We start from the raw sequence: 26,710 nt of genomic DNA, 5'->3' as shown, positions 1-26,710 counted from the left end.
GCAACACGGGCACCCGGATCCGCAACACGGGCACCCGGATCCGCAACACGGGCACCCGGATCCGCAACACGGGCACCCGGATCCGCAACACGGGCCCGAAAACGCAGTCGCGCGGCAGCGCGTCGTTGAGGGGCGGTGGCCGGGTGACGGGCGGGAGCAACACGGGCCCGGGATCCGCAACACGGTGGGTTCGTGCGGGAACGTGACGTCTGGGCGTCGTTCGATCACTACCGCATCGCCACCACGCGTTCACGGTGCGAGGTTTTCCTGTCCGGGCTGAACCAACCCCGGTTCCAGGAGGTTCGATGTTCCCGCCACGCAATCGCCGTAGCAGCAACTCCGACAACAACCCGTCCGCAGCAGGTCCGGTGTCGCGCCGCGGCTTCCTCGGCGGCATGGCCGGTGTCGGTGCGGGCGCCGTCCTGCTCGGCGCGGGTACCGCCGCCGGGCCCGCGGCCGCCGCGCCGTCCCGTCGCGTGACCGACCCGTTCCAGCTCGGCCTCGCCTCGGGTGACCCGTTGCCCGACGGTGTCGTCCTCTGGACCAGGCTGGCGCCCAAGCCGCTCGACTTCGACGGCGGCATGCCCGGCCGCATTGTTCCCGTGCAGTGGGAGATCGCGCTGGACGAGAAGTTCGGCAAGGTCGTCAAGCGCGGCACCGAGCGGGCGCTGCCCGAGGAGGCGCACACCGTGCACGCCGACGTGCGTGGCCTCGAACCGCACCGCGAGTACTTCTACCGGTTCCGCGTCGGCGGGGAGATCTCGGAGGCCGGACGGACCCGCACCGCGCCGGCCCCCGGAACGTCGCCGGAGCTGCACTTCGCGTTCGCCTCGTGCTCCAACTGGGAGTACGGCTACTTCACGGCCTACCGCCACATGGCCGCCGAGCGCCCGGACGTGGTGTTCCACCTCGGCGACTATCTGTACGAGTACGCTGCGGGGGTCAACGCCGACGTGCGCACCCACATCGGCGACGAGATGAACGAACTGGGCGAGTACCGCCAGCGGTACGCGCAGTACCGGACCGACGATGACCTGCAGCTGGTGCATTCGGTGTCGCCGTTCATCGTCACGTGGGACGACCACGAGACCGACAACAACTACGCCGACCTCGTTCCGGAGAACAGCGATCCGGACCAGGGCAACGGCAGCCGGGAGGAGTTCGCCAAGCGGCGGACCGCGGCGTACCAGGCGTACTGGGAGCACATGCCGCTGCGCCGGTTCCGCAAGCCGGTCGACACGAACCTGCCGCTCTACCGCCGGTTCCGCTACGGCGACACGGCCACGTTCAGCGTGCTCGACTCCCGCCAGTACCGCGACGACCAGCCGTACAACGACTCGTGGCAGGTGTCCGGTCCGGACCAGTGGAAGACGAACATGCTCGGCGACGAGCAGCACCGGTGGCTGGAGAAGGGCTTCGACGAGTCGGCGTCGACGTGGAACGTCGTGCCGCAGCAGATCTACTTCGCCAGCCGGGACACGGTCGCGGGCGAGGACCCGGGTGGGTACAACGACGGCTGGGACGGCTACCGCGCCTCCCGCGACCGGATCCTCGGCTACGTCGAGGAGCAGGGCATCGACAACGTCGTGGTGCTGACCGGCGACGTGCACCAGCACTGGGTCAACGACCTGCGCCGCGACTTCGAGAAGCCGGAGACCCCGATCGTCGCCAGTGAGTTCGTGACCACGTCGATCACCTCGAACGGCGACGGCACCGGCAGCAACGACCCGGGCGACGTCGTGTGGGCCGAGAACCCGCACACGAAGTACCACTGCGACCGCCGCGGCTACGTGTCGTGCCGCGTGTCCAAGGACACGTACGTGGCCGACTACCAGGTGGTCGACTACGTCTCGCGGAAGAACGCGCCGTTGCGCACCGACGCCTCATTCGAGATCGAGGCGGGCACGCCGGGCGTGCGGAAGCGCTGACCCACGGGCCGGATCCGCGGGCACGGCCCGAGGGTGACGACGGCCCATGGGTGACGACGGCCCGCCGCCGGCGGGGACTGCGAGTCCTTCGCCGGTGGCGGGCCGTTTCTCGTGCAGCAGGCCGGAAAACGGACCGGGAGGCACGGGACGGAGGAGCTCTGCCTCTACGGAGTTCTGCCTCGACGCTCGCCCGGACTCGACGGGAGTTCGCCGCGACACGACTCGGCCTCGATGTGGGTGAGCTCGGGCTCGGGGCGGGAAGTGCCCGTGGTGAGGAGTGTGGCCGCTGTCTGCCTCCCCCTGCTCGGCAGACAGCGGCGCAGTAGGCTCACATTAGCCGTGGATGCGAAACGGGTCAACGTCGATGGGAAGCATTAAAGGATGGGCGAGCTGGGGCCGTTGGTGGGGGAGCCGCTGGCGCTGGACCTGGTCAACACGCGGGCGCGATTGCCGGACCAGGACTTCGACTTCCTGTCGGACCTGGCCGCGATGCGGCACTGGCTGTCGTGCGAACGCGACCGACTGTCCACAGTGTCCGATGCGCAGCTCCGGTCGCCCACGCGCGCCGATCTCGCAGCGGTGCGCGCCCTGCGGGACCATGCCGCGGCCGCGATCGCGCGGGCGCGTACGGGCCGGTCCCCCGCGCCACGGGACCTGCGTGCGCTCAACGAGGCGATGCGTGCCGCCCCGGCGCACCACGAACTCGTCCGCGGCGACCGTCGTGCGGGGTTGCGGGCGAGGAGGGACGGTGCGCGCGGTACGCGCATCGCTGCGGCGCTCGCCGAATCCGTGGCGGAACTGCTGGCCGACGACCGGATCGAGACCGTGCGCAACTGCGAGGCGGACTTCTGCATCCTGTTGTTCCTGCCCACGCATCCGCGGCGCCGGTGGTGCAATCCGGCGATCTGCGGCAACCGCGTGCGGGTGGCCCGTTTCCACGAGCGTCGCAAGGCCGGGGCGGGGTGACCCACCTCGGCCGACTCGCCGGTGGAACGGCCGTCACGTCGTGCCGCCCACCCCGGTGGCGAATTCCCGCAGGCGGCCGCCCGGAATCCGGGAGCGCAGCCGTGGGGTGTTGCGGCGGTGGTCGTCGGAACCGTCGCGCAGCCCCTCGAAGAATTCCGACAGCGCCTCGCGTGCGCTCCACCGCGGCCGCCAGCCGAGTTCCCGCTCCGCCCGCGTGACGTCCATGAGCGGCAGCCGGATCACCGTGTCGAACAGCTCCGGCGAGGCCGGGATCGCGTGCAGCCGCCACGCCGTCGCCACCGCGGCCCGCACGAGGGACGTGGGCACCCGCACGGTGGAGGCTCCGAGTAGGTCGGCCAGGACGGCGGCGTCGACAGGGGGCGCGGCCGCCACGTTGAACGCACCCGACACCGGCGTCCTGAGTGCGAGCCGGAACGCCTCCGCGACGTCGTCGGCATGCACGGCCTGCACGCGCAGGCCCGGCACGTCGGGCACCACGGGGATCAGCCCGGGCCTGGCCAACCTGCCCGGTAGCAGGGGCCCCGCGAAGATCCGCCGTTGCTCGGCCGAGGCGGCGCGCTGGAAGACGAACGCGGGCCTGATACGCACGACCCGCAGGTCGGGATGCCGCCGTTCGAGGTCGTCGAGCACACGTTCCAGGTAGGCCTTCTCCCTCGGATAGGAGGCGGACGGCCATCCGTGGGTCGGCCACGACTCGTCGACCGGTTCGTGAGCCGGCCCCGGCGAGTAGGTGCCGACCGACGAGGCGTGGGCGAGCACGGGCACGCGGCAGCGCACGACCGACTCGAACACGCGTAGCGCCCCCAGCACGTTGATGCGCCACGTCGTGGCCGGGTCGCGCGTCGGCTGGAACGACCATGCCAGGTGGACGACGGCGTCGGCCTCGGCGAGCACGGCGTCGAGCCGGGTGTCGTCGGCCGTCGCCAGGTCGAGCGGCACGAGGTCGAACGTCGACACCGTCCGGTCGGCGTCGCGACGGGCGATCCCGGTGATCGAGCCGATGTCGGGATCGGCCGCGAGCGCGTCGACGACGCTCGTGCCGAGGTTGCCGGTCGCGCCGGTCACGACGACGCGTTTCGCCTGGTTCATGGCAGCGTGCCCTCCGTGTCGGCGTTCTGCGGCGTCAGCGACGTCCGGCCACCGCGCCACGCGTCCAGCAGCCGCTCGGCGAGCCGGCCTTCGAGGAGCCCGGTCGCCTCGATACCGAACGCGACGTCGGCCGCGAGCTGCGGTTCGTCGCGGAGCAGTCCGCCGACGACGTCACGGCGCATGATCTGCTCGTGCACCGCGTCGGCCTCCACGTGCTCGGCGAAGAAGTGCACGCACGGCTGGGGCGCCTCGTGCCGTCGCAGTGCGGTGACCAGACGTGCCGCGCTCGGAGCCGTGGTGATCTCGGCCGCGGCGAAATGGCCGACGAGCGCACCGCGGAGCTTGCGGTGCAGGCCGAACATCGACATCAGGTCGACGAGCGCGAGCTGCTCCGCCGCGGCGACGTCGAGGTAGTGCAGGTAGTCCGACGACAGGTCCGCCGCGTCGAGCAGGTCGGCGAACAGGCGCGAGTGCACGCGGTCGCCGTGTCCGCCGCCGTACTCGTCGAACTCCACGGCCACGAACGCGGCCTTCGCGTCCCCACGCAGCCGTGGGACGGCCCAGACGTGCGGATCGGCCTCCTTGAGGTGGTAGATCGACCGGTGCACGAAGTACTCACGCAGCTGCTCCCACGTCCCTTCGCGCGCCAGGTGGTGGGAGACGCCGTCCCCGGGGACCTCCTCGACGAGCAGCTCCTCGAGCAGCCCGTCGACGTCGTCGCTGCCGGACGTCGCGTCCCGCAGCGCGTCGAGCAGCACCGCTTCCAGCTCGGCACGGAAGGCCAGCAGAGCGGGGTCCCACTCCCAATCCGGCGAGACCCCGCGGAAGCCCCGGTAGTGCAACTCGTAGCAGGTGTGCAGCGCCATGGCGAGGTCATCGCCGAACGGATCGGCCGACGGGGCCGCCCCCGACGGCAGCGCTCGCGTACCCGCACCCGACAGCGCGTCGACGACGGCGGCCGACAGCGGGCCACGCGGGCGCGGCAGCGGCGCGGACAGGGCTGCGGGGTCGGTGACGGTCGGCTGCATGCGGATCCTTCCGACGGGGCCGCGGACGGTGGCACCGGGCGATGGTGGCGAACACCGCACGGCGAACGCGGGGTTACGCCGCGGTGCACCTCGAGACCATTGCCACTGACCCGTCCGCCGAAACGCGATCCCGGCGAAACTCACGTCCGCCGTGGGGCTCGTTTCGCGACGCGGCTTCCGGCAATCCCGATGCCATGCGGGTCCTGCGAGTTCCGGGCGTGTACCGCCCGCAAGGTGATACGTGGCTGCTCCGGCGCGCGCTGCGCGATGCGCGACTCTCGGAGTCCCCGACGCGCGTGCTCGACATCGGCACCGGAACGGGCGCGCTGGCGGTGGCGGCGGCCGCGGAGGGAGCACGCCGGGTGACGGCCGTGGACGTCTCCCTCCCCGCGCGGCTGAATGCCCGCCTCAACGCGCGCCTGCGAGGACTGCCCGTCCGCGTGGTCGGTGGCGACGCGTTGGCCTCTGCCTACGAGGAGCCGTTCGACCTGGTGCTGGCGAATCCTCCGTACGTGCCGTCGGAATCGCGTGAGGTGCCGACCCGGGGTCTCGCACGTGCCTGGGACGCGGGAAGTGACGGCCGCGCGGTCATCGATCGGCTCTGTGACCGCGCGCCCACGCTGCTGGCGCCGCGCGGGACGCTGCTCATGGTGCAGTCCGAGTTGTCCGATGTGGATGCCACGGTGCTGCGGCTGCGCGGGCTCGGGCTGAAGGCCGCCGTCGTCGACAGGGACACCCTGCCGTTCGGTCCGGTGCTCCGCGCCCGTGCCGACATGCTGCATCGCCAGGGTTTCCTCGCGCCGGGACAACGCTACGAGGAGTTGGTGGTCGTCCGTGCCGACAGGACCGAGTGAGCATCCGGTGCGGGACCGGCGGGAGGTCACGGCCGTCCGGGACGGGCCGCTGCTCGTGGAAGGCCCGGTGCGGATGACGCTCGAGGACGGCACCGTCGTCGACTCCGACCGGTTCGTGGTGGCGATCTGTGCGTGCCGCCGCAGCCGGACCTATCCGTTCTGCGACACCAGCCACCGGCGCCGCGTGCGGCGCTGAACGGCTGCCCCGGTGGCTTCGGACGGCGCGGCTGCACCCGCTGTGGCACGCACCCGCTGTGGCTTCACCCGTTGCGGCTTCACACGTTGCGCAGGACCGACACGACGACGCCGAGGATCACCGCGTCGTCGCCGTCGATGACGTCGTAGTCGTCGTTGCGCGGTTCGAGCAGTACGTGCCCGCTGCGCTTGCGGTACACCTTCACGGTCGCCTCGTCGTCGAGCATCGCGGCGACGATCTGACCGGAGTGGGCCTCGTGCTGGCGGCGCACCACGACGATGTCGCCGTCGCAGATCGCCGCGTCGATCATCGAATCGCCGCGCACGCGCAGGCCGAAGACCGTGCCCCGGCCGGTGAGCTCCCGTGGGAGGGAGAGCATGTCGTCGGTGTGCTCCTCGGCCAGGATCGGCGTGCCCGCGGCGATGTCGCCGACGACCGGTACGGGCACCGAGTCCTCCGTGGACTCGGATTCGGCGGTTCCGCGCAGGAACGTGCGCACGTCGATCGGGCGCGACACCGACGGGCTGCGCCGCAGGAATCCCTTGTCCTCCAGTGCCGCGAGGTGTTTCGAGACCGAGGAGGACGAGCGCAGGCCGACGGCCTCGGCGATCTCCCGGGTGGTGGGGGCGTAGCCGTCGGCGACGACCCGGTCCCGGATGGTCGCCAGGATGCGCTGCTGCCGTTCGGGCAGCGCGGCCGGGTCGAGGTCGCCGAAGAGGTCGTGGTCGCCGTGCATCGTCACGCGCTGCATCGTAACCGCCGGTGATCGCGCGCCGACGTGGCGCCGCCGGGCTACGGCCGATGCGGTGGGTGCAGGTGGGGTCATGGAACGTGTCCGGGTGGATACGCAGCGTCGCCGAGACTGTATTCTATGCATGGCGATGGAATGTTAAGCCCGGTGCTTGAGTCGACCGTGTTCGACGTCGGCGTGGAGTTTCATAATCGAACTCAAGCGTTTTCTTCCCATCGGCTTCCGGTGATTTTTCAACAGTTTGACTTAGTCCACTCTGCAGGCCCTCACCTGCGAAAACTACTCGTGAGATACGTCCGATCGGGTGATGCACGGCTGGGCGAATCTGACTACCTTGAATGGCGCTGGTCGCGAAGTCGGGTAGGTGGCCGGCGAACGTGTAGTGGGTGGGCTTCGACCCATTGGCGGTCGAATGTCTCACTTTCCGAAGGTGTTCGTGGATATCCGTTCGCTCGTCACGAGTCGTTCGGTTTCGCGACACTTCATGTTGAGGGGGAGAACCACATCTATGAGTCATGAGATCGTGATCGGCTCGGGGCGCGGGAACGCGGAGCACGGGAATTCGGGGAACGGGAGCTCGGGGAACGGGAACTCGGGGAGTTCGGGGAACATCGGGTCGGCGCGGTCCGGTCCGAGGCACGCAGAGTCGAGGCACGTGACGTCGGCGCGGGCAGAGCCGATACGGGCAGAGCCGGCACGGACAGAGCGCGGAACCGCGGAGCCGACGGACGCGAGGGTCGAGTACCGGACATCCGGGTACGGCGGCGAGGAGCCGGTGGGGCAGCACGTGCGGGTCCGCCGGATCCGGCACGGGCGAGGCGTGGAGATCTGCGAGGTCGAAGGGGAACTCGATCTGCTGACGGCTCCGATCGTGCGCCGCGAACTGGACAGTGCGGCGGACGAGGGGCGGCACCGGCTGGTGGTCGACATGTCGGGTGTCGAGTTCTGCAGCGTCGCCGGTGTGGAGTTGCTGTTGCGTGCGGCGCGCCGTGCGGGCGACCGGGGCGGCGGGCTCGCCGCGGTCGCGGGCAGGCAGGTGCGCCGCGTGGTGCAGCTGGTGGCGCCGGACGGCCCGATCGTGTGGTGCGACTCGGTGTGCGATGCCGTGCACCATGTCGCCGGTGACCGGGATGTCGCCGCAGGCGGGCTGGCCGACGTCGACCTCGACAGCACGCAGCGAGGACTCCGCAGGTACGTGGAGCTCGTCGCGGCGGGTCTCGGTCTGGAGGCGGCCGCGGCGTGGTCGGACGTCGACGACATCACGGCCACCGCGTACGTCGCGCTCGACCGCGAGTTGCCCGGGATGGAGGGCCGCGAGGCGGCGCTCGTCTGGGACGGGCGCACCGGCTGGGCGCTCGGCGCGGAGACGCATTCCGGCGAGGATCTCGTGATGCGCGCCTGGTACGGCATGGAGCTGTTGCCGGAGCCGGACGCCGTGGTGCGCTTCGTGAAAGCGCTGACGGCGGGGGACCGGGTCGGTCTCTCCCGTCCACCCGAACCGAGCGGACATCCGCACGCGGCTCAGATCGTCCGCGCCCGGGTACAGGCCGCCGCATGGTCGGCCGCGGAACCGCACGTGCCCGACGTCGACCTGCCGGTGCAGAGCACGACCACGCCACAGGGCACGACCACGCCACGGAGCGCGCCCGCTCCGCGGTCCGCGACGGCATCACCCGGCACGGCACCACAGGGCACGCCGTCGCCGGACACGGCACCACAGGGCACGCCGGCCCAGGATGCGGTCCGGCCGCGGAACGGGGCAGCACGGCCCCAGGGCAGGGTGACACCGCTGGGAGGCGACGGCGGCGGCTGAATTCCGCCGACGCCGGCCTCTCGGCCGGTTCGCCGCGATCACGACGTCTCCCGCCCCCGATGGACCTCTCCGTCGGGGGCGGGAGACGTTCGCACGTGAGGGGTCTCTTCAGGCCGTCTCTTCCGACCGGGGCACGGCCGTCGGTTCAGGCCTGGGCGCGCAGCCGCGGCAGGACGTCCTCGCTGAGCTGGCCGAGGAAGCGCTCCTGGTCGTGGCCGGGGCCGTGGAACACGAGGTGGTTGAAGCCGGCGTCGAGGTACGGCTGGATCTGCTCCATGGCCTGGTCGGGGTCGGAGGCCACGATCCAGCGCTTGGCGACCTGCTCGATCGGCAGTTCGTCGGCCAGGCGTTCCATCTCCTCCGACGAGGTGACGCTGTGCTTCTGCTCCGGGGTGAGCGACAGCGGCGCCCAGAACCGGCAGTTCTCCAGTGCCCGCTCCGGGTCGCGGTCGTAGGACATCTTGATCTCGATCATCCGGTCGATGCCGGCCGCGTCGCGTTCCGCGGCCGCCGCGCCGTCGGCGACGGCGGGCTGGAGCTTGTCGGTGTAGAGCTCCATGCCCTTGCCGGAGGTGCAGATGAATCCGTCGCCCGTGCGGCCCGCGTACTTGGCCACGACCGGTCCGCCCGCGGCGATGTAGACCGGTGCCGGTGTGTCCGGGCGGTCGTAGATCTTGGCGTCGACGAGCGTGTAGTAGTCGCCCTCGAACGAGACGTTGTCCTTGGTCCACAGTTCCCGGATCAGCCGCACGGACTCGCGCAGCCGGGCGAAGCGCTCCTTGAACTCGGGCCATTCGCGGCCGGACACGGCGATCTCGTTCAGCGCCTCGCCGGTGCCCACGCCGAGGACGACGCGGCCGTTCGACAGCAGCGACATGGTGGCGAACGCCTGCGCGATCACGGCGGGGTTGTACCGGAAGGTGGGGGTCAGCACGCTGGTGCCCAGGTGCACGCGGTTCGTGCGCTCGGCGACGGCCGACATCCACGTCAGGGCGAACGGGGCGTGCCCGCCCTCGTGCCGCCACGGCAGGAAGTGGTCCGACACCCAGGCCGAATCGAGGCCGACCTCTTCGGCGCGTACCGCGAACTCGACCAGGTCCCGCGGTCCGAACTGCTCCGCGGACGCCTTGTAACCGACTTTCAGATCCATCGAGAGCCTTTCCGACCTAGAGAACCGGTGTGTGCTGGCACCGTCCAACGTAATGATCTTCGCGGGGTTCCGCGCGAAACGCATGTCACAACGGGCGCCTCGCGGGGTGCCGTCCACGGGTGCCCGGTCGTCACGGCAGCAACCCCGCTTCCCTGGCGAATGAGACGGCGTGCGTGCGGTTGGCGGCACCGAGTTTGCGGGCGATGCTGCGCAGGTAGGCCTTGACGGTGTTGGGTCGCAGCCCCAGCTCGGCGGCGATGTCGCCGTTGGCGGCGCCGGTGGCGACGAGCTGCAGTACGTCGAGTTCGCGCGTCGACAACGTGCCGGAGGCCACGGGCCCGGCCGCCTCGTCGTCCGCGTTCGTGATCCGCTGCAGCCGTCGCGAGACCTGCCGGAGCCGATCGCGGGTGTGCGGGTCGTCGATCAGCGCGATCGTCTCGTCCAGGTCCCTGCGCGCGTCCGCCACCGCACGGTGATCACGGGCGGCGGCGTCGTCGTGGGCTGCCGTGCGCCTGCGCACCTCGACGGCGACGGCGAGGTCGCGTTCGATCCGGCGGGTGTGTTCGACGGCCCGCGCCACGATGCGGTCGCCGATCGCCACGTCGTCACGCTGCGCCAGGTACAGCAGGCCGACGACCGCCTCGCCCGCGCGGATCGGCACCGCGAACACGGTCTCGATGCGTTCGGGTGCGACGGCGCGGTCGTAGGCGTGGACGATGCGGCCGGTGTTGAAGTAGTCGCGCACCACCAGTGGCCTGCCCGTGGCGAACACCTCGCCGCCGAGGCCGTAGCCGGCGCGGACCTGCAGGTCGCGCAGGCTGTGGCCGAGGTGCCCGTCGAGGTGCCGGATGGTGATCGCGTCCCGGGAGCCCGGCGCGAGGCCGCCACCGAAGGTCAGGTCCACCGGGCACGAACGGCGCAGGGAGCGCACGCTCGGGGCGAGCAGCCGGTCGAGTTCCGTGAGCAGGTCGCCGGGGACCGAAGCGGGGGCTCCGCCGCGGGCGCCACCGGGAAGAGCGGGGTGCGTGCCGGGCATGGGCCACCACCTTTCCTTCCCGCGGGCGTCGTCCTGGCACGGGCGCAGGGACCCGTTACCCACGAAAGAACGTAGCCGGAGGCGCCCCGTCGTGGCGATCGTCTGGTGCCACCGGGATGTCCGGGGAACGGCGCGCCGGGCGGGGACGTGCACGGCGCGCGTGCAACGACAGCGCGACAGTGGGAGCGCACGACAAGGGAGTCGAGGAGAACCATGGGCACCACATCTGCGGCGACCGCGGCCGAGTACGGGCGGCCCGAGTACCGCGCCGACGACGCGTGCGCGGCCGAGCTGCTCTGCGATCGGCATCCGTCCGACGCGATCGCGTTTCGGGTCGTCGAACAGGACCTGACCACTCGCGACCTCACGTTCGGGGAGCTGACCGAACGGTCGCAGCGGGCCGCGGCGGTGCTGGCGGGCATGGGCGTCGGGCGGGGCGACGCCGTGGGCGTGCTGATGAGCAAGTCGGCGGAGTTGCCCGCCGTGCTGCTCGGGATCTGGCGCCTCGGTGCGGTGCACGTGCCGTTGTTCACGGCGTTCGCCACACCGGCGATCGACATGCGGCTCGACGGCAGCGGCGCGCGCGTGGTCGTCGCCGACGCGGACCAGGCGCCGAAGCTCGCCGCCGAGCCGGGGCGCGATTCCGGGCGGCGGGTCGTCCAGGTCGGCGGCGACGTGCCGACGGCACCCGGCTGGGACCGGTTCGCCGATCTCATGGCGGCGGCCCCCGCGGAGCCGGAGGTCGAACCGGCACGCGTGGGCGGTGACGGCACGCTGATCCTGCTGTTCACCAGCGGCACGACCGGTACGCCGAAGGGCGTGCCGGTGCCGGTGCGCGCGCTCGCGTCGATGGAGCGGTACCTGCTCGACGCCCTCGACGTGCGTCCCGACGACGTGTTCTGGAACGCCGCCGACCCGGGCTGGGCGTACGGGCTGTACTACGCGATCCTCGCGCCGTTGGCGCTGGGCAGGTCGAGCATCCTGCTGCACGCCGGGTTCTCGCCCGCGCTCACGTGGCGGATCCTCGACCGGTTCGGGGTCACGAACTTCGCCGCGGCGCCGACGATCTACCGCGCACTGCGGGGCGAACCGCCGGCCGAGGCCGGGTCGGTACGGCTGCGCTGCGCGTCGTCGGCGGGAGAGCCGTTGACGCCGGAGGTGGTCGGCTGGGCGGCCGACGCGCTCGGCGTCGAGGTGCGGGACCACTACGGGCAGACCGAACTGGGCATGGTCGTCGGCAATGTGTGGCGGCCGGAGCTGAAGACCGACGTCACGCCGGGGTCGATGGGCTATCCGTTGCCCGGCTGGTCGTGCGGGGTCCTCGCCGACGACGTCGACGAGGTCGTGCCGGACGGCACCGTCGGCAGGCTCGCCGTCGACACGCACGCCAGCCCGTTCATGTGGTTCACCGGCTACGCGAACGCGCCGGAACGCACCGCGCAGCGGTTCAGCGCCGACGGCCGCTGGTACGTCACCGGCGACACCGCGTACCGGGACTCCGACGGCAGGCTCTACTTCTCGTCGCGCGACGACGACGTGATCATCATGGCGGGTTACCGCATCGGCCCGTTCGACGTCGAGTCCGTGCTGGTCGGCCACGAGGCGGTGCTCGAGGCGGCCGCGATCGGCGCGCCCGACGAGCTCCGCGGCGAGGTGCTGGAGGCCTACGTCGTGCTCAAGCCGGGTACCGACGAGTCCCCTGAGCTGGAACAGGAGCTGCAACAGCTGGTCAAGCGCGAGTTCGCGGCGCACGCCTACCCGCGCAGGGTGCACGTCGTCGGGGAACTGCCGAAGACGCCGAGCGGCAAGATCCAGCGGTTCAAGCTGCGCGAGAAGCGCGCCGGGAAGTGACGGCGAAGTCGGTTCGGGGATGTGAAATCGACGTTCCGACTTTTAAAGGATCTGGCTTGTAGCTTTAAAACACAGCGATGAACTTAAAGCGGGCGAAGCCGGGCCCGTCGCCGTGGCGGGCCCGGCCGGTCACACCGTCCGCGGCAGGTGCCGGTCCCACGGCGCGGCGACCTCGAGGGCGCGCGCGAGTCGGAGCAACAGTGCCTCGCTGGAGAGCCTGCCGACGAACTGGACGCCGAGCGGCAGCCCGTCCGGGGTGAGATGCAGCGGCAGGCTGATGGCGGGGCGGCCCGTCATGTTGGCCAGCTGGGTGTACGGAACCCAGCCGAGGTTGCGGCGGACCACCTGGTCGACGATCCCCGTCCGGCGCAGCACGCCGAAGCTCTTCGTGCGCATCATCGCCTCGGCCAGCCACTGCATGGGTGCGGGCATGGTCAGTGATCCGGTCCGGATGGGCGGTTCGCCGAGCGTCGGCGTGAGGAGCAGGTCGTGGCCCGTGTGGAAGCGGGCGAGCGCGGCGACGTGGTCACGACGGCGTTCCTGCGCGGCCTGCAGTTCGACGGCGGAGAACCCGCGGCCCAGCTCGGCCATCATGCGGGTGTCCTGTTCGAAGTGGTCGTCGCCCGCGTCGGTGTCCCGCTTGATGCGGGCGAGCTCGTCAGCCTGGTGGACGAACCAGACGGTGAGGAAGTCCTCCCCGAGCTGCCGGTCGTCGTAGGGCGGCTCGACCTCTTCGACGTGGTGGCCGAGCTCGGTCAGCAGCTGCGCGGCGTGTTCGACGGCCCGCACGGCCTCGGGGTGGACGTCGTCGCGCAGCGACGAGGCAGCCGTGTAGCCGATCCGCAGCGGCCCGGTCGGTTCGTCCAGCTGCGACAGCAACGGCCGCTCGGGGACGGCCGGGGTGTACGGGCTCATGTCGTCGGGCCCGGCCAGCAGGTCGAGCATCGCGGCGCTGTCGCGCACGGTCCGTGAGATGACGCCCTGGGTGGCGAGGCCGCCCAGCGGTTCGCTGTCGTCGGGCCCGGAGGGGACCAGACCGCGGCCGGGCTTCAACCCGACCAGACCGGTGCACGCCGCGGGGATGCGGATCGAACCGCCGCCGTCGCTGGCCCCGGCCACGGGCACGATCCCGGCCGCGACGGCGGCCGCCGAACCGCCCGACGACCCACCGGGCGTGCGGTCGAGCGCCCACGGGTTGCGGGTGGGCCCGAACAGTGCGGGCTCGGTGACGCCTTTCGACCCGAACTCCGGGGTGTTGGTCTTGCCGAAGACGACGAGTCCCGCGTCGAGCCACCGCTGCACCACGGTGCCGGTCCGCTCCGCCCTCGTGCCTGCGAGCGCGCGGCAGCCGTCCGACGTCGGTTCGCCCGCGAGCTGCTGGTGCAGGTCCTTGAGCAGGAACGGCACCCCGGCGAACGGCCCGTCGAGCCGTTCGGTGACGCGGGCGTCCGCGTGCTCGTCGAGGCGGGTGCAGATCGCGTTGATGCGGGGGTTCACCGCGTCGGCACGGCTGCGCGCCGCGGCCAGCAGGTCGCCGGGTTTCGCCTCACCCGAGGCGACCAGCTCCGCGAGCCCCAGCCCGTCGTGTGCGAGGTAGTCCTGCTCGTCCACGGCCTGCTCCTCCTCCGTCGTACCGCTCGAGACGACCACGGGCACCGGCCTGCGGAACACGCGACGCGGGACTCGTGGTGGGCCCTACAGTACGGCCGGCGCCGGGTGGCTCGGTTTCCCGCACCGAGACGGGGACGTGACGCGGGGCGGGCACCGATCGATATCGCGAGTCGACCCTGCGCGGGCCGGCATCCCCGTATCGTGCGAATCCGACTGTCGTGATCACGGGAACGAAGGGTGCACGTGGAGCTGCTCGGAGGTCGCTATCGGATCGGGGATCTGCTCGGTCGCGGCGGAATGGGGGAGGTGTACCGCGCCGTCGACACCGGGACGGGTCGCACGGTCGCGGTGAAGTTGCTCGCCGAATCGGCCGACGAACACCACGCGGCCCGGTTACGGCGGGAGGCGGAACTGGCGGCACGGCTCGCCGATCCCCACATCGTCGAGGTGTACGACACCGGGACCGACGACGGCCGCCGCTACGTGGCGATGCGGCTCGTCGAAGGGACGGATCTGCGCCGGCTCCTCGCCCGCGGGCCGCTCGAGGCCCGGCGCGTGCTGCACCTGCTCGGACAGGTGGCCGCGGCGCTCGACAGCGCCCACGCCGCCGGTGTCGTGCATCGGGACGTGAAGCCCTCCAACATCCTCGTCGGCCCCGACGACGACGCCCACCTCACCGACTTCGGCATCGCGCGGCAGCCGTCGTCCGACGACACCAGGCTCACCCGCACCGGCAACTACGTTGGGTCGCTCGACTACATCGCGCCCGAACAGCTGCGTGGCCGGGACGTCACCGGGGCCGCCGACGTCTATTCGTTGGCGTGCGTGCTGTACGAGTGTCTGACCGGGAAGGTTCCGTTTCCCGCCGACGACCCTGCCGAGAAGCTCGCGGCACAACTGAACGACCCGCCCGCCGCTCCGTCCGTGTTCGACCCGACCGTGCCGCCCGCGATCGACATGATCGTCGCCACGGGGATGGACAAGGACCCGTCGCGGCGATTCGCCACGGCCGGGCAACTGCTGGCCGCCGCGGCCACGGCGTTCGCCGACGACGAGCCGGTCGCACCGAACGTGAACGCCGACGCCACCGCGCCCGGTGGAGGCGCCGACCCGGCACGGGAAGCCCTGATGCGGGCGATCGTCGCCGTGTCCGCACGGCGCCGGGAGCCGCCCGCAGCCGATCCCGCCGAGCCCGCAGAACCCGCAGAACCCGCGGCGACAACCGATCCCGCCGACCTCGCCGGGTTCGACGAGGCGTGTCCCTATCCGGGACTGCGCAGTTTCGACTCCGGTGAGGCGGACTGGTTCCACGGCCGGGACGCCGAGATCACCGAGCTGCTCGTGCGCCTGACCGCCCCCGACGCGGCCTCGGGGCCGCTCGCGGTCGTCGGCGCGTCGGGTGCGGGCAAGTCGTCGCTGCTGCGGGCGGGGTTGTTTCCCGTGCTGGACGAGCAGCGGGTGCCATGGCAGCGCGTGGTGCTCACGCCGGGCAGGCAGCCGGTCGACACACTCGCCGTCCGGCTGGCCGCGGTGACCGGTGCCGATCCGGCCGCGCTCGCCGAGTCGATCCGCGGCGAGCCGCAGTCGTTCGGCAGGCACTGCCTGCCCGGCGCAGGCGGGCCGCCGATGATCGTGGTCGACCAGTTCGAGCAGCTGTTCACCGACGGAGCGAGCCACGGGGACCGGCTCGCGTTCGCGACGGCGCTGGCGTCGGCCCGGCCCGCGGTGGTGGTGCTGGCCGTGCGTGCCGATCATGTCCCCGACTGCATCGCGCTGGAGCCCCTGCGGGGCGCGCTCGACCGTCCCTTCGTCGTCGGCCCGCTCGGCATCGCCGCGCTGCGGCAGGCCATCACGGAGCCCGCCCGTGCCGCGGGAATCGCGGTGGAGGCGGGACTCGTGGACCGGCTCATAGGCGACGCCGTTGCGCGCGACGGATCGCCCGGCGAGCACGGCGTGCTGCCGCGGCTGGCGCACGCACTCAGGGAGACGTGGCACAACCGGACCGGCGGAGCGCTGACGCTCGCGGGGTACCAGGCCACGGGAGGTGTCGACCGTGCCGTCGCGGTGAGCGCCGACCGGTTGTACCAGCGGCTCGACGCAGGCCGTGCGGAAGCGCTGCGGACCACATTGCTGCACCTGGTGAAGGTGCTTCCCGACGGCGGACTCGCGCGGCGCCGTGCCGACCGCGGCGAGTTGGACGAGCAGGCACTGTCCGATCTGGTCACCGCACGGCTTGCGGAGATCGACACCGACGGGGTGCGGCTCTCCCACGACGCGCTGTTGACGGCGTGGCCGCGGCTGCGCGAGTGGGTCGAGGCGGAGCGACAGGAGCTCCTGCTGCGGCAGCGTCTCGACGAGGCCGTCTCCGTGTGGCGGGACGGCGAACAGGACAGGGGTGATCTGTACCGCGGTGCCCGCCTCGCGACCGCGCTCGAATGGGCCGAGGGCAGGGAGCTGACCGAGCACCAGCGGGCGTTCCTGCACGCGAGCGGCCGCGAACAGCAGCGCTCCACCCGGCGGCTGCGCGGTGCCGTGGCGGCGCTGGCCGGGTTGCTGGTCGTCGCGCTCGTCGCGAGTGGACTGGCGGTCGGCGGCTGGAACGACGCGGACCGGCAGGCCCGGGTTGCGTTGTCCCGTCAGCTTTCCGCCGAGTCACGAGCACTGTCCGAATGGGACCCGGTCGGCGCGCGCGAGGCCGCGTTGCGGGCGTGGCGTGCGTCGCCGACGGCCGAGGCGCGCGGGGCGCTGCTGTCGGCCGACGCGTTGCCGCGGCTGGGCGGGTTCGACTCCGGTCTCGACCCGGCCACGGCCGTCGACGTCAGTTCCGACGGCGAACGGATCGCGGTAGCCGGGACGGGCGGCGAGTCCGGAGCAGGGGAGGTCGTCGTCCGTGACACCACGTCGGGCGAGCAGACGACCCTCGACGCGGGGCTCGGTGCCGACACGGTGCAGGCCGTGCGGTTCTCGCCCGACGGCTCGATGCTGGCGGTGGCGGCGTTCGGCGACGGCGTGCGCGTGTGGGACGTGGCGAGCGGGAAGGTGCTCACGCCGATCCTGGCCCGGGCGGGCCGGGTGATCGGACCGATCGCCTGGCGGCCGGACGGCAGCGGCCTCGTGGCGCAGGCGGTCGACGAGACGTCCCGGATCGGTGCGTGGGACCCGCGCACCGGGCAGCACCGCCGGTGGCTCGGTGGCCCCGCGGACGAGATGGCCTACTCGCTCGCCTACGACGGATCCCGCCTGGCCGTCGGCCGTATCGACGGCAGCGTCGCACTGTGGGACACGGCCGCGAGGAAGCGACTGTTCCGCAGCACCGCACACCGCGACGCCGCGGGAGCGGACGCCGGCGCCGTGCCGGTGGTCGTGGCGTTGTCGGACCGGCTGCTCGCGTCGGCGAGTCAGTACGACAACAGCCTCCGGCTGTACCACCGCGGCGACGGCTCGGCCGCGGGCCGGATCACGGATCGCACCCGCTCGTCCGACGACGCCGCGCAGGGGCCGACGATCATGACCTTCTCCGGGGACGGCACGTCGCTGCTCACCGCCACGGGCGGCCGCGTGATGGTGTGGGATCCGGTGGAGCGCACCCGGCTCGGCCGGCTGGCAGGCGGCACGGGCGGCGGAACCACCGGCGGGAGAACCATCGCAGCACTGGCCGTGACGGCCGACGCGGCCACGACGGTCGCGGCACGCATCGGGGGCCGTGTGGTCGACTGGCGTCGCGGTACGCCCTGGTACGAGACGCCCAGAGGATCGGTGCTCGACGTCGCGTTCGACCCGCGGAGCGACGAGGCCACGGCCGTGGACGGGACCGGGGCCGTGCACGCGTGGGACCGGCGGACCGGCCGAGCTACGGGCGAACCGGACACGCTGGACTCGGCGGGCATGGCCGTGGCGTACGCGCCCGACGGGACCCGCGTCGTCGGCGAGGCGCACGGCACGCTGACCGTCACACAGCCCGGCGGGCCGGAGGCGACCCTCGACCTGGGCAGACACTGGTTCGGCGGTGAACTCGCGATCTCGCCGGACGGCACCCTGCTGGCCGCGGCGAGCAGGCATCCCGGTGGTCCGAACGACCCGGGGCGCGTCCACGTGTGGGACCTGCGGAGCCGCGAACCGCTCGCGGTCCTCGAACTCGACGCGGGCTCGGCGTCGGCGCTCGCGTTCGCTCCGGACGGCACGCGCCTGTCGGCGGTCAGCAGCAGCTCTGCTCTGCCCGGCGGATCGGGCGACGACGAATCGGAGAACGGCGGATCGGAGAACGCGGGTGCCGAGACCGGGGTGACGCTCACGACCTGGCGCACGTCCGACATCGCCGACGGCGAGGCGGCCGCCACCGCTACAGCGCAGCTCGAGGACGACGTCGTGGACGCGGTGTACGCGCCCGGCGGCGAGAACCTGATCGCGGCATCGGTGACCGGCCGGATCCAGATCAGGGATGTGGCCGACGGGACGCTGCGGCGCGAGTTCGGCACCCACCCCTCGGCGGTGCGGGCGCTCGCGCTCGCACCCGACGGCCGCACCGTCGCGACCGCGACCACCGACGACAGTGCGGTCCGGCTGTGGAACCTCGACGACGGACGGCTCCGCGCCAGACTCAACTCCGGCCGGGGGTTCGAGATCAACGCGCTCGCGTACTCGCCGGACGGGTCGATGCTCGCGCGGGCGGGAAGCGACGCGGCTGTGGCGGTGTGGCGGGTCGACGCGGCCGCCGCGGCGGAACGGATCTGCCGCTCCCTGGTCGACGTGGGAAGGGCGGACCCCGGCTGCGACGACCTCGGAACGGGAGCCTGAAGCAGGCGGGTGAATCAGGTGGCCGAACAGGCGGGTGACCGGCGGGGACATCGTGGGTCCGGAACGTTCCGCTTCCGGCCCGATGCCCGGTTCCGCGATCGTTCCCGGCGACGAGACACCGCGCCGGCGACGAGGCCGGGCGGATTGCCGGTGACGGAAGGCGATAGTGATGACGGGCGAGAACACGGGCGAGAACACGGTGCAGCGGGAACGCGGTGAGTCACGGTGGCAGCAGCTGCGGAGACAGCACCGGTTCACGGGGCCGCTGTTGTTCGTGCTGGCGATGCTGACGGCGTTCACCGCCTACGCGACGGTCGGGAGCATCGCCGCGCTCGTCGACGAGGTATCCCACGGTCGCGAGCTCGACGACGTGACGACCCAGCTCGCACTGCTGGCGCTGGTCGAGTCGGTCGTGTCGCTGGGTGCGCTGGCGGCCGTGTGGCTGCGCAGGGTGCGCGGCGTGCACGTCTACGTGGGGGCGAAGGCCGTGGTCCTGGTGCTGGGCGTCGGGATCGCACCGGAGGCCGTGTCGATGATGGTCGTCGTTCCGCTGGTGCTGGGCGGGGTGTTGTGGGCGGCCGCGAGTTCGGCTGGCTGGCGCGCCGACGAGTTCGACCGTTCCGCAGGGAAGGCGTGAGGCGGTATGCGGGTCGTCGTGCGTTCGCCGGAGCTGCATCCGGTCGCGCTGTCCGCGGGTGAACGGCTGGTGTTCGGCCGTGCCCCGCACCGTGGTGGTCGCAGGCCGGGCCGGTACGCGGTCGCCGTGCCGGGCTGCGGCCCGCACGTGTCGCGGGTACTGGGAGACGTGCTGGTCGAACCGGCCGGGGTGCGGCTCACCTGGCGGGGTGCGAACGAGGCGATGCTCTCGAGCCTGTTCGACGCTCCCGGCGGCGCGCGGCGGGTGACCCTCGTCGACGGGATGTCGGTCGTGCTCGACGCGGGGAAGAACGAGCTCGTCGTGTTCGCGGCCCTGGACACGGCCGGCGGGCCGAAGGATCTCGCGCTCACTCTCGTCGTGTCGGGCGCCGAGCGGAGCCGCGAGCTGACCGAACTGTCCGGTGGCGAACTGCCCGCGCCGGAGGCCGCCGTGCCGACGGCGGAGGCGCCGGAGGTGCTGAGCCGCTACTCGAAGCTCTGGTACGTGGCGCTCGCGCTGACCGAACCGTTGCTGGCGGGCACCGAGGACGAGCAGAGCGTGCCGACGCATCAGGAGATCCACCGGCGGATCGAGCACTGGCGCGGCGGGGACGCGTGGAATCTCGCCGATCCGAGACGGGTCGACGAGGCGATCAAGAAGATCTCCCGCATCGCGTTCGGCGACTCGCTCGATCCGTACGGCGCCGCGCGGGAGGGCAGGTTGTTCAACGCCCGGTTCGCCGTGGCCAGGCGCACGGCCCAGCGCAGGCTCGTGACCGCCGACGACCTCGACGACGTGGAACGTGCCGCGCGGCGGCGCGGCGGCGGCCGGTGAGCCGTCCGGCCCTATCGGAAGGAGTCTCATGGGAATCGCCGCGGTGAGCCGCCGGGGTGCGGTGGGTGTGATGGGTGCGGCGCTGCTCGTCGCAGGATGTTCCGGTGACGGCGGGGGCGCGGGCGCCACGGGCGACCCCGTGGTCTTCGACGCGACACCGACATACGCCATGACGGACGTGTCGCCGGAGGGCTCCTGGCCCGCGGCGGTGCTGCACGAGGACCGCGTGTTCCGAAGCGAACCGGGAGTCCTCGTGGTCCACGACGCCGACGACGGCGAGGAGATCGCGCGGGTCGAGCCGGAGGGGGAGCCGCTGTTCGACTCGGTGGACCCGACCGAGCACTACCGCGCGACGCCCGCGCTGGCCGACGTCGAGGGCGAGCCGACGGTGCTGGTGGGGTTCGCGGTCGAGGCCGAGTCCGGGGCGACGCAGCTCGACGTGGAGATCGTCGCCGTCGACGCGGCGACGGCGGAGGTGCGGTGGCGGGCCACGTTCCCCGAGCCCGCCGCGTCGCCGGTCGTCCCGCAGAAGGACGCGGCCGTCGGCGTCAACGGTGTCGAACGGGGCGTGGCCGTGGTCAGCGTGTCGCACGACGCGGCGACGCAGGTGACGTTCGGGCTGTCGCTGGCGACGCGGGAGGTGCTCTGGGAGGACGAGGAACTCAGTGCCGTCGGCATCGGGTCCGGTGTCGCCGCGGGCTTCGGCCCTGACACGGCGGCGGGTTTCGACGTCGAGACCGGGGAGCAGGTCTGGAAGAGCGACGTCGACCCGACCCGGATCGGACGTGCGGGCCCGTGGATTCTCGTGACCGGTGAGGACGGCGAGACGCGGCTGCTCGCGATCGCCGACGGAGCCGAGGTCGACCTCGACGGTGCCGCGCTGACGGAGGAGACGTTCTGCGGTGCCGACGACCACGCCGCGGTCGTCGTCTGCGCGGAGGACGACAGTTCCGTGGTGGCCCTCGACGCCGGCAGCGGTGAGGTGCTGTGGTCCGACGACGACTGGCGCGGCGAGCTCAAGGGGATGTGGCGCGGGGCGGTGTACGTCCGGCACGGCGATTCGGCCGTGGCTCTGGACGCACGCACCGGCGAGGTGGTCGTCGACGACACCGGCGTGGCGCCCATGATCGTCGGTGACCGTGCCGGCCTGGATCAGCGGGGCACGGACGTGCAGCTGTATCCGGTTCCGTGACCACCCGGTGGTGCGCCCACGGCTGTTCGCTGTGGGCGCATCGCCGTGCTCGGAGTCGTCGCGGCCGCTCACCGGCCCGGGCCTGCGGCCGGTGGGCGGCGGGCCTCAGTCGTCGAGGTGGCCCTCGCGGCGGGCCTGCTCGACGATGCGGCGCACGTACTCGACGTCGCCGCAGTCCTGGTCCAGGAGTTCGGTGCGGCGCGCGGCCCACTTCTCGCCGAGGTCGTGCCGGGTCCGCTCGGCGACCTCGGTGCGGGCGGCCGCGAGGATGCTGAGCTCCTCCTCCGCGAGGTGGTGCGCCACCAGATTGCTCAGCTTCTCGACGGCCTCGACGAACGTGGGGGTGTCGGTGCCCTTGAGGTCCAGCACCCGGAGCAGCGCCTCGTTGCCCTCGGCGTGTTCCTCCTCGCCGTGCTCGACCTCGTGCCGCCCGATGTCGTCGGCCTTGCGCCGCAGCACCGGATAGACGATCTCCTCCTCCGCGACGCTGTGGGCCACGTGCACCGCGGCGAACGCGCGCCGCAACTCGTCGCGGTTCCCGTCGCCCATGCGCAGCTGCCGGAGAAGCTGCTCGAACCGCCGATGGTCGTCGATGATGAGGTCCACGACGTCGCCGTGCGTCGGCCTGCCCAGATCGATCATGCTCACGACCTCCTTCCTACCGCGTGTACGGCCGTGGTGCACGTGGTGCCGGGCCACCGTGTGTCCCCTCGCGGCACATCGGCCGTTCGGCCGAGTAGTCATCGCACCGGCAGACGAGTGAGCAATACCTCGCCCGGGTTAGACCACTCGGCGACACGGTGGTGTGGCTATTGGCCTGAACCGGTGAGCGCAATTGACGCTTTCAGCGCGTGCGTGTCAGGGTCATTCACAGGTTGATCACTGAATCGTACTCACCGTCCTCATCGGACTGATTGGATTCACTGTTGGCTATGCGGGAAAGAAGGCACGTGAGAGCGTCGTTCGACGTCACTGCCTGACCCGTTTCTCAACGCGATCTTTCTTCATTCTCCGCTTGTTGCGGCGGTCGATCCTGCGCGGATTCGGCCGCCCTGTTCTCGAAGGGACTCCGAACGTGGTCGATCCTCCGCGCGTGAGCTCAATGCGGATCAGGACCGGATCGAGTTCCTCCGGGTCGACGGGCGGCGGTCGCCGTTCGACGACGACGGTTTCGACGGTGCGATCAGGTTGATGGTGTTGCAGCATTCGCCGCCTGCGGTGCAGGTGGCGGCGTTGGCGGAGCTGGTGCACGTGGTGCGGCCGGGTGAGCGGGTGGGGCTGACGATGTCGGTGCGGGCGCCGGATGCGCCGGGGCGCTATGAGCTCGAGCTGGACATGATGCAGGAACTGGTGGCGTGGTGGTCGCAGTTCGGCAGCCCGACCGTCCGGAGGCCGGTTGTCGTGACCGAGGACGCCGAGCCCGCACGGCAGGTGACCGAGAATGTGCCGGCGTCGTATGCCGATGTGGTCGCGGCCGACACCGAGGGCATCGAGATGCATCCCGTGCCGATTCCGCTCATGCAGGGTCTGTTCCAGCACATGGGCGGAACCGTGCTGGCGGTCGAACCCGATCCGTTCTCCGAACCGCCGTGGGACAGCCGCACCTACCTGGTCCACCTCCAGTAGATCAACGCCCGGGAGAACGTTGCGAGTCATGAGTCCCGTGGGGAAACCGCACTGGCGGCGGTCGCACAGAGCCCTGTTCATCGTCGGAAACCTGGGGGTAGCTGCCTCTCTCGTGAGCGGGGTGGTCTTCATTTCCGTGCTGGAATCGAAGTATGCATTCTTTTTCAGGCGGTCCTGTGTCCGGTATTCATGGCCGTTCTTCTCGTCGGGAAGTCGTTGCGTGAGCGGCAGCTCAAGAAGGCGGGGCTCGTTCCCTCGCGGCTCGACCTGTGGAGGAACCGCCCGTAGCATGAGTGGGCTTTCCTGTGCCGGCCGATGAGGGTGTGCGTAGATGTCGTGCGGTGGGGTGTCGAACCGGCTGCGCCGTCTGGTGCGTCGGGTGTTCTTCGACGACGTGCACCTCGTTTTCGTGTTCCTGGCGTTCGTCGGGGTCGCGTGCTATCCGGTCGCCGAATTTCTCCTCGGTGTGGATCCGCTCTACGTCACGACGCCGTCGGTGGTGCTGTTCGTGGTCGGCGTGTGGCTGCGCACCTGCGGCCGGGAGGAGGAGCGTGGCGCTGCGGAGCGGTGCGATCGTGCCGCTGATCAGCCGGAGCAGAGGGTGGCAGGTGACGCCTCGTGAGTGCGGTGTCGTCGGAGCGGGGCCGAGTGGCGTGACGGTGTGAGGAGTTGCCGTCCGTCGGGCGTAGTGGTGGCTCGGGACAGTTGAGCTGGTACAGACCAAAGGTCGTGTGGTCCTATGTCAGCTGAGAGGACTCGCGCTGATAACCCTCGGACACGGTGAGTAGAAGTTGCCGCGCCTGGTCGCCCTCGGCGAGTTCGTCGCGTTCCCAGAGTTGGTCGAGCATGGCGTTGTAGAGCCGGATGTCGGTGGGATTGCGGGTTACGACTTCGGTTGTGAGCACTTCGATCCGCGCTACGTCGTCGAGGATCCAGAATCCGTGCATCGGTGGCACGTCGACCTGCACGCCGAGCGGGATGATGCCGAACCGGACGTTGGCAACTCCGAGCACGGCGAGCAGGCGGTCGATCTGCGCGGCCATGACTGTCGGCTCTGCGATCGGTGTGCGCAGTGCGGCCTCGGTGACCAGCAGTTCGATGCGTTTGGTGGAGTCGTAGAGGATGGTCTGCCGCCTGAGGCGTTCGCGCACGGCGTCGTCGGCGTCGTCGGGGCTGCCTTGAAGATGCGCGAACGCTCGGAACACGGCGCGTGCATAGTCCGGGGTTTGCAGCAGGCCCGGCACGATGCCGGTTTCCAGGTTGCGCACGACCGTCGCGGCCTGCTCGTCCTCGGCGAATGAACGCTGTACAGGCTCGTGCCCGCCGCTGGCGCGCCGCTTCCAGCGGGCGGACTCGAGGCGTGCGGCGCGCAGGTCCGCGAACAGGTCGTCACGCTCGGCCTCGCTGGCTCGGCACAGCCGGCACCAGGTGTCGAGGTCCTGTTCGGAGATGACTTGTTGTCCGCCCTGAATGCGCGAGATCTTCGACGGCGCCCAGCCGGGACCCGCCTGCTCGGCGAGCGCAGCACCGGTCAGCCCCGCGCGCTTGCGCAGCTGGCGGAGCTTGTCGCCGAATGCGATCCAGGGGTTCGTTTCGAGGGAGGTCACACGCTCCTCGCGCTGGAGTACTCGGATTCCATGTGCGGCACGGCCATCGGCCATACGAGATCGCGCCACTGCCGGTGCTTCGCGAGCGTCTCCGGGTCGTCGAGCACCTCGGCACCGGCGACGCCGTTCTCACCGAAGTGCAGGATCGCGACGCGCTCGTCGTCGATGATGTAGAAGTCGTGCTCGGGCATCGGCAGCTCCAGCGCGTGGGCGCGGCTCTCGGCCAGCCACCGGATGTCCTCACCGGCCTCGATGTTGATGTGGGTGAAGGAGAACATCCACTGGAGGTAGTCCGTGGGCGGTTCGGTGACCATACGGACCCGTTCGAACCGCTTCCCGGCCTCGGTGATGCTGCGGATGGTCTTGACCCAGCCGTGCATGAACGAGTTGTCCGGCCGTCCATCGCGCCAGCGACGCCACGGCTCGCGTTCGTCGGGCTCGCGATACTCGCCCTGGCATTCCCAACGCCACGAGCTGACACGAACGCCGGTGACGAGGTCGAAGAAGTCCGGGCCGGGCTCGACCCACTCGCTCATCGACGAACCTCCGGGATCCTCGCCACCGCGTCCGGGTCGACCGTGAAATGCGGGCGGTCCTCGTCGGCGAACGCGAGACGCTGCAACGCTTCGACATCGACGAACGGCATCAACTCCGCCGGGATCTCGACCGCAGACTCGTGGTCAGGCAATCCGTTGCCGCGAGAGCGCATCGCGTCGAGGGCGTGCTCGTCGGTGACAGTCGTTCCCTGCACGACCAGCGTTCCGCGGTCGGTGACCCACAGCGTGGGGCATCCGCCCTGGCCAGAGCTGGTGCCGACGAATCTCATCTCCGTGGGACGTTCGCGTGCGGGCATCGTGCCTCCTCCTCGTGACGGCCTCCCCATTGTTTGCGCAATTTTGCTCAATATGCAACGACCAGGCGAGTGACCGGAGCAACCACCTCTGGTCGCCGCGAAACGACTGCCCCGTTGGCGTGACCGAACCGCAATTTTGCGCAATCTTCTCGACGTTGGCGGCCCGGGTGGCCAACACTCGCCGCTATGGGATGGATCAGCGGGGCCTGTCAACTGCCCTACGCCGTTGTCCGCTCCGGTGGCGCACCAACGGACGACGAGCGCGACGAGAACGACGACTTCGACGGACTCCTCGGCTGTGGCGAGCGCGAGGACGACGAATGATTGCCCGCGACCGGGAGCTGCTCGCCCGTGTCGGGCAGGTCAACGCGGGCCTCGGCGATGCCGTGGTCGAGCTGATGACGCGGCAGGATGGCGGCGAGCTGTCCGCGCGGCACGTGCGCGAGCTGGCCGAACTGCTCGGCGGCATGGCCGCGGAGCTGTACCAGCGTGCCGCCGAACTCGAGGGCGGCGAAACCCCGTCGCGCGTCGTGATCGACGCGCAGCAGGCCGCGGGGGTGCGGACGTGACCGGCGGGGTTGTCGAGCGAACACCGGCCACAGCCGCCCCGGAGGAGCCCGACCTCGACAGCGTGCCCGGCTGGCGCCCGGTCGCCGGCGGCGTACGCCACATCGGCGGCCTCGCCGACGAACCGCCGGCCGGCGTGGTGGTCGAGATGCTGTGCGGTCGTCAGCTCACCCTTCCTCGGCGTCGCCGACGCCGCCCGCCCCCGGCGCTGTCCGACTGCTCAGCGTGCTGGCATGTCTGGCTCGGCATCGACTGATCTCGCCTGCCCGGCCGGTGACTCCCCGCGCTCCCGGCCGGGCAGGTGCA

At 71.3% G+C, this 26,710-nt stretch carries 25 protein-coding genes; 15 read left to right on the top strand and 10 right to left on the bottom strand.

The features are described from left to right. The first annotated feature begins 305 nt into the window (after window positions 1–305). Entirely contained in the window at window positions 306–1,928 is a 1,623-nt protein-coding gene (locus LY13_RS21475) for an alkaline phosphatase D family protein (RefSeq protein WP_253830410.1), read from the top strand. Window positions 1,929–2,309: 381 nt separating this feature from the next. Beyond that, window positions 2,310–2,894 (top strand): CGNR zinc finger domain-containing protein, encoded by a 585-nt coding sequence (locus LY13_RS21470; RefSeq protein ID WP_253830409.1) that lies wholly within the window; start codon window positions 2,310–2,312, stop codon window positions 2,892–2,894. Between the two features lie 33 nt (window positions 2,895–2,927). On the opposite strand, the gene LY13_RS21465 is transcribed toward LY13_RS21470, so the two are convergent. Together LY13_RS21465 and LY13_RS21460 are read right to left on the bottom strand one after the other, a co-directional pair. Further along, on the bottom strand, window positions 2,928–4,004 hold the full coding sequence (locus tag LY13_RS21465; RefSeq protein ID WP_253830408.1) for an NAD-dependent epimerase/dehydratase family protein: 1,077 nt from the start codon (window positions 4,002–4,004) through the stop codon (window positions 2,928–2,930). Continuing rightward, window positions 4,001–5,032, bottom strand: coding sequence for an iron-containing redox enzyme family protein (locus LY13_RS21460; protein ID WP_253830407.1), 1,032 nt, complete (start codon window positions 5,030–5,032; stop codon window positions 4,001–4,003). Before LY13_RS21460 ends, LY13_RS21465 begins: the two co-directional genes overlap by 4 nt. Window positions 5,033–5,226: 194 nt before the next feature. Here LY13_RS21460 and LY13_RS21455 point away from each other — a divergent pair, with 194 nt between their 5' ends. Together LY13_RS21455 and LY13_RS21450 are read left to right on the top strand one after the other, a co-directional pair. Beyond that, complete coding sequence (locus LY13_RS21455) at window positions 5,227–5,886, top strand: HemK2/MTQ2 family protein methyltransferase (protein WP_253830406.1); 660 nt, start codon at window positions 5,227–5,229, stop codon at window positions 5,884–5,886. Next, a complete protein-coding gene (locus LY13_RS21450; protein ID WP_253830405.1) occupies window positions 5,867–6,082 on the top strand; it encodes a CDGSH iron-sulfur domain-containing protein in 216 nt (71 codons plus the stop codon). Before LY13_RS21455 ends, LY13_RS21450 begins: the two co-directional genes overlap by 20 nt. Window positions 6,083–6,161: 79 nt before the next feature. Here the strand turns inward: LY13_RS21450 and lexA are convergent, their stop codons facing one another. After that, complete coding sequence (lexA, locus tag LY13_RS21445; protein WP_253830415.1) at window positions 6,162–6,818, bottom strand: transcriptional repressor LexA; 657 nt, start codon at window positions 6,816–6,818, stop codon at window positions 6,162–6,164. 790 nt (window positions 6,819–7,608) lie between these two features. Between lexA and LY13_RS21440 the strand changes: the two genes are divergently transcribed. Further along, complete coding sequence (locus tag LY13_RS21440; RefSeq protein ID WP_253830404.1) at window positions 7,609–8,646, top strand: DUF6292 family protein; 1,038 nt, start codon at window positions 7,609–7,611, stop codon at window positions 8,644–8,646. Window positions 8,647–8,791: 145 nt separating this feature from the next. Here LY13_RS21440 and fgd read toward each other — a convergent pair whose 3' ends face one another. Together fgd and LY13_RS21430 are read right to left on the bottom strand one after the other, a co-directional pair. Then, window positions 8,792–9,796 (bottom strand): glucose-6-phosphate dehydrogenase (coenzyme-F420), encoded by a 1,005-nt coding sequence (gene fgd / locus LY13_RS21435; RefSeq protein ID WP_253830403.1) that lies wholly within the window; start codon window positions 9,794–9,796, stop codon window positions 8,792–8,794. 130 nt (window positions 9,797–9,926) lie between these two features. Further along, window positions 9,927–10,832, bottom strand: a complete 906-nt coding sequence (locus LY13_RS21430) for a helix-turn-helix transcriptional regulator (protein WP_253830402.1) — start codon at window positions 10,830–10,832, stop codon at window positions 9,927–9,929. Window positions 10,833–11,045: 213 nt separating this feature from the next. Here LY13_RS21430 and LY13_RS21425 point away from each other — a divergent pair, with 213 nt between their 5' ends. Beyond that, the gene (locus tag LY13_RS21425) at window positions 11,046–12,683 is read left to right on the top strand and encodes an AMP-binding protein (RefSeq protein ID WP_253830401.1); all 1,638 of its coding nucleotides are present in this window, start codon (window positions 11,046–11,048) and stop codon (window positions 12,681–12,683) included. Window positions 12,684–12,812: 129 nt separating this feature from the next. On the opposite strand, the gene LY13_RS21420 is transcribed toward LY13_RS21425, so the two are convergent. Beyond that, entirely contained in the window at window positions 12,813–14,294 is a 1,482-nt protein-coding gene (locus tag LY13_RS21420) for an amidase (RefSeq protein ID WP_253830400.1), read from the bottom strand. 243 nt (window positions 14,295–14,537) lie between these two features. Between LY13_RS21420 and LY13_RS21415 the strand changes: the two genes are divergently transcribed. From LY13_RS21415 to LY13_RS21400, 4 genes are all read left to right on the top strand, one after another. Then, window positions 14,538–19,088: a WD40 repeat domain-containing serine/threonine protein kinase gene (locus LY13_RS21415; protein WP_253830399.1), complete on the top strand. Its 4,551-nt coding sequence runs from the start codon at window positions 14,538–14,540 to the stop codon at window positions 19,086–19,088. A gap of 169 nt (window positions 19,089–19,257) precedes the next feature. Next, window positions 19,258–19,725 carry a hypothetical protein gene (locus LY13_RS21410; RefSeq protein ID WP_253830398.1) on the top strand — a complete coding sequence of 156 codons (468 nt, stop codon included), beginning with the start codon at window positions 19,258–19,260 and terminating at the stop codon, window positions 19,723–19,725. A 6-nt stretch (window positions 19,726–19,731) separates the two neighbouring features. Beyond that, window positions 19,732–20,559: a hypothetical protein gene (locus tag LY13_RS21405; protein ID WP_253830397.1), complete on the top strand. Its 828-nt coding sequence runs from the start codon at window positions 19,732–19,734 to the stop codon at window positions 20,557–20,559. Between the two features lie 28 nt (window positions 20,560–20,587). Continuing rightward, the gene (locus tag LY13_RS21400; protein WP_253830396.1) at window positions 20,588–21,751 is read left to right on the top strand and encodes an outer membrane protein assembly factor BamB family protein; all 1,164 of its coding nucleotides are present in this window, start codon (window positions 20,588–20,590) and stop codon (window positions 21,749–21,751) included. Window positions 21,752–21,856: 105 nt separating this feature from the next. Here LY13_RS21400 and LY13_RS21395 read toward each other — a convergent pair whose 3' ends face one another. Then, window positions 21,857–22,393: a hemerythrin domain-containing protein gene (locus tag LY13_RS21395; RefSeq protein WP_253830414.1), complete on the bottom strand. Its 537-nt coding sequence runs from the start codon at window positions 22,391–22,393 to the stop codon at window positions 21,857–21,859. A gap of 330 nt (window positions 22,394–22,723) precedes the next feature. Here LY13_RS21395 and LY13_RS21390 point away from each other — a divergent pair, with 330 nt between their 5' ends. Both LY13_RS21390 and LY13_RS21385 read left to right on the top strand, forming a co-directional pair. Further along, window positions 22,724–23,377 carry a class I SAM-dependent methyltransferase gene (locus LY13_RS21390; RefSeq protein ID WP_301299466.1) on the top strand — a complete coding sequence of 218 codons (654 nt, stop codon included), beginning with the start codon at window positions 22,724–22,726 and terminating at the stop codon, window positions 23,375–23,377. Between the two features lie 331 nt (window positions 23,378–23,708). Next, the gene (locus LY13_RS21385; protein WP_253830395.1) at window positions 23,709–23,999 is read left to right on the top strand and encodes a hypothetical protein; all 291 of its coding nucleotides are present in this window, start codon (window positions 23,709–23,711) and stop codon (window positions 23,997–23,999) included. 115 nt (window positions 24,000–24,114) lie between these two features. Here the strand turns inward: LY13_RS21385 and LY13_RS21380 are convergent, their stop codons facing one another. From LY13_RS21380 to LY13_RS21370, 3 genes are read right to left on the bottom strand one after another with little or no spacing between them, the layout of a single operon-like run. Next, window positions 24,115–24,984 carry a helix-turn-helix domain-containing protein gene (locus tag LY13_RS21380; protein WP_253830394.1) on the bottom strand — a complete coding sequence of 290 codons (870 nt, stop codon included), beginning with the start codon at window positions 24,982–24,984 and terminating at the stop codon, window positions 24,115–24,117. Continuing rightward, window positions 24,981–25,520: a DUF6879 family protein gene (locus tag LY13_RS21375; RefSeq protein WP_253830393.1), complete on the bottom strand. Its 540-nt coding sequence runs from the start codon at window positions 25,518–25,520 to the stop codon at window positions 24,981–24,983. Before LY13_RS21375 ends, LY13_RS21380 begins: the two co-directional genes overlap by 4 nt. Beyond that, window positions 25,517–25,837, bottom strand: coding sequence for a hypothetical protein (locus tag LY13_RS21370; RefSeq protein WP_253830392.1), 321 nt, complete (start codon window positions 25,835–25,837; stop codon window positions 25,517–25,519). The genes LY13_RS21375 and LY13_RS21370 overlap by 4 nt, the downstream gene beginning before the upstream one ends. Window positions 25,838–26,023: 186 nt before the next feature. Here LY13_RS21370 and LY13_RS21365 point away from each other — a divergent pair, with 186 nt between their 5' ends. Genes LY13_RS21365 through LY13_RS21355 form a run of 3 tightly spaced genes read left to right on the top strand, consistent with a single transcriptional unit; the run spans window position 26,024 to window position 26,660 of the window. Further along, complete coding sequence (locus LY13_RS21365; protein WP_253830391.1) at window positions 26,024–26,161, top strand: hypothetical protein; 138 nt, start codon at window positions 26,024–26,026, stop codon at window positions 26,159–26,161. After that, on the top strand, window positions 26,158–26,406 hold the full coding sequence (locus LY13_RS21360) for a hypothetical protein (protein ID WP_253830390.1): 249 nt from the start codon (window positions 26,158–26,160) through the stop codon (window positions 26,404–26,406). Before LY13_RS21365 ends, LY13_RS21360 begins: the two co-directional genes overlap by 4 nt. After that, window positions 26,403–26,660 carry a hypothetical protein gene (locus tag LY13_RS21355; RefSeq protein ID WP_253830389.1) on the top strand — a complete coding sequence of 86 codons (258 nt, stop codon included), beginning with the start codon at window positions 26,403–26,405 and terminating at the stop codon, window positions 26,658–26,660. Before LY13_RS21360 ends, LY13_RS21355 begins: the two co-directional genes overlap by 4 nt. The last annotated feature ends 50 nt before the right edge of the window (window positions 26,661–26,710 follow it).

The sequence above is a fragment of the Prauserella aidingensis genome, from assembly GCF_024171865.1.
In the GTDB taxonomy this organism is placed as follows: Bacteria; Actinomycetota; Actinomycetes; order Mycobacteriales; family Pseudonocardiaceae; genus Prauserella; species Prauserella aidingensis.
This window is presented reverse-complemented; position numbering and strand designations above follow the sequence as displayed.

What these genes read in the sequence shown, in the direction of transcription:
- LY13_RS21460 (WP_253830407.1), bottom strand. Translation starts at nt 5,032, where the DNA reads ATGCAGCCGACCGTCACCGACCCCGCAGCCCTGTCCGCGCCGCTGCCG.
- LY13_RS21385 (WP_253830395.1), top strand. Translation starts at nt 23,709, where the DNA reads ATGTCGTGCGGTGGGGTGTCGAACCGGCTGCGCCGTCTGGTGCGTCGG.
- LY13_RS21400 (WP_253830396.1), top strand. Translation starts at nt 20,588, where the DNA reads ATGGGAATCGCCGCGGTGAGCCGCCGGGGTGCGGTGGGTGTGATGGGT.
- LY13_RS21365 (WP_253830391.1), top strand. Translation starts at nt 26,024, where the DNA reads ATGGGATGGATCAGCGGGGCCTGTCAACTGCCCTACGCCGTTGTCCGC.
- lexA (WP_253830415.1), bottom strand. Translation starts at nt 6,818, where the DNA reads ATGCACGGCGACCACGACCTCTTCGGCGACCTCGACCCGGCCGCGCTG.
- LY13_RS21430 (WP_253830402.1), bottom strand. Translation starts at nt 10,832, where the DNA reads ATGCCCGGCACGCACCCCGCTCTTCCCGGTGGCGCCCGCGGCGGAGCC.
- LY13_RS21360 (WP_253830390.1), top strand. Translation starts at nt 26,158, where the DNA reads ATGATTGCCCGCGACCGGGAGCTGCTCGCCCGTGTCGGGCAGGTCAAC.
- LY13_RS21405 (WP_253830397.1), top strand. Translation starts at nt 19,732, where the DNA reads ATGCGGGTCGTCGTGCGTTCGCCGGAGCTGCATCCGGTCGCGCTGTCC.
- LY13_RS21370 (WP_253830392.1), bottom strand. Translation starts at nt 25,837, where the DNA reads ATGCCCGCACGCGAACGTCCCACGGAGATGAGATTCGTCGGCACCAGC.
- LY13_RS21470 (WP_253830409.1), top strand. Translation starts at nt 2,310, where the DNA reads ATGGGCGAGCTGGGGCCGTTGGTGGGGGAGCCGCTGGCGCTGGACCTG.
- LY13_RS21410 (WP_253830398.1), top strand. Translation starts at nt 19,258, where the DNA reads ATGACGGGCGAGAACACGGGCGAGAACACGGTGCAGCGGGAACGCGGT.
- LY13_RS21425 (WP_253830401.1), top strand. Translation starts at nt 11,046, where the DNA reads ATGGGCACCACATCTGCGGCGACCGCGGCCGAGTACGGGCGGCCCGAG.
- fgd (WP_253830403.1), bottom strand. Translation starts at nt 9,796, where the DNA reads ATGGATCTGAAAGTCGGTTACAAGGCGTCCGCGGAGCAGTTCGGACCG.
- LY13_RS21395 (WP_253830414.1), bottom strand. Translation starts at nt 22,393, where the DNA reads ATGATCGATCTGGGCAGGCCGACGCACGGCGACGTCGTGGACCTCATC.
- LY13_RS21455 (WP_253830406.1), top strand. Translation starts at nt 5,227, where the DNA reads ATGCGGGTCCTGCGAGTTCCGGGCGTGTACCGCCCGCAAGGTGATACG.
- LY13_RS21375 (WP_253830393.1), bottom strand. Translation starts at nt 25,520, where the DNA reads ATGAGCGAGTGGGTCGAGCCCGGCCCGGACTTCTTCGACCTCGTCACC.
- LY13_RS21465 (WP_253830408.1), bottom strand. Translation starts at nt 4,004, where the DNA reads ATGAACCAGGCGAAACGCGTCGTCGTGACCGGCGCGACCGGCAACCTC.
- LY13_RS21475 (WP_253830410.1), top strand. Translation starts at nt 306, where the DNA reads ATGTTCCCGCCACGCAATCGCCGTAGCAGCAACTCCGACAACAACCCG.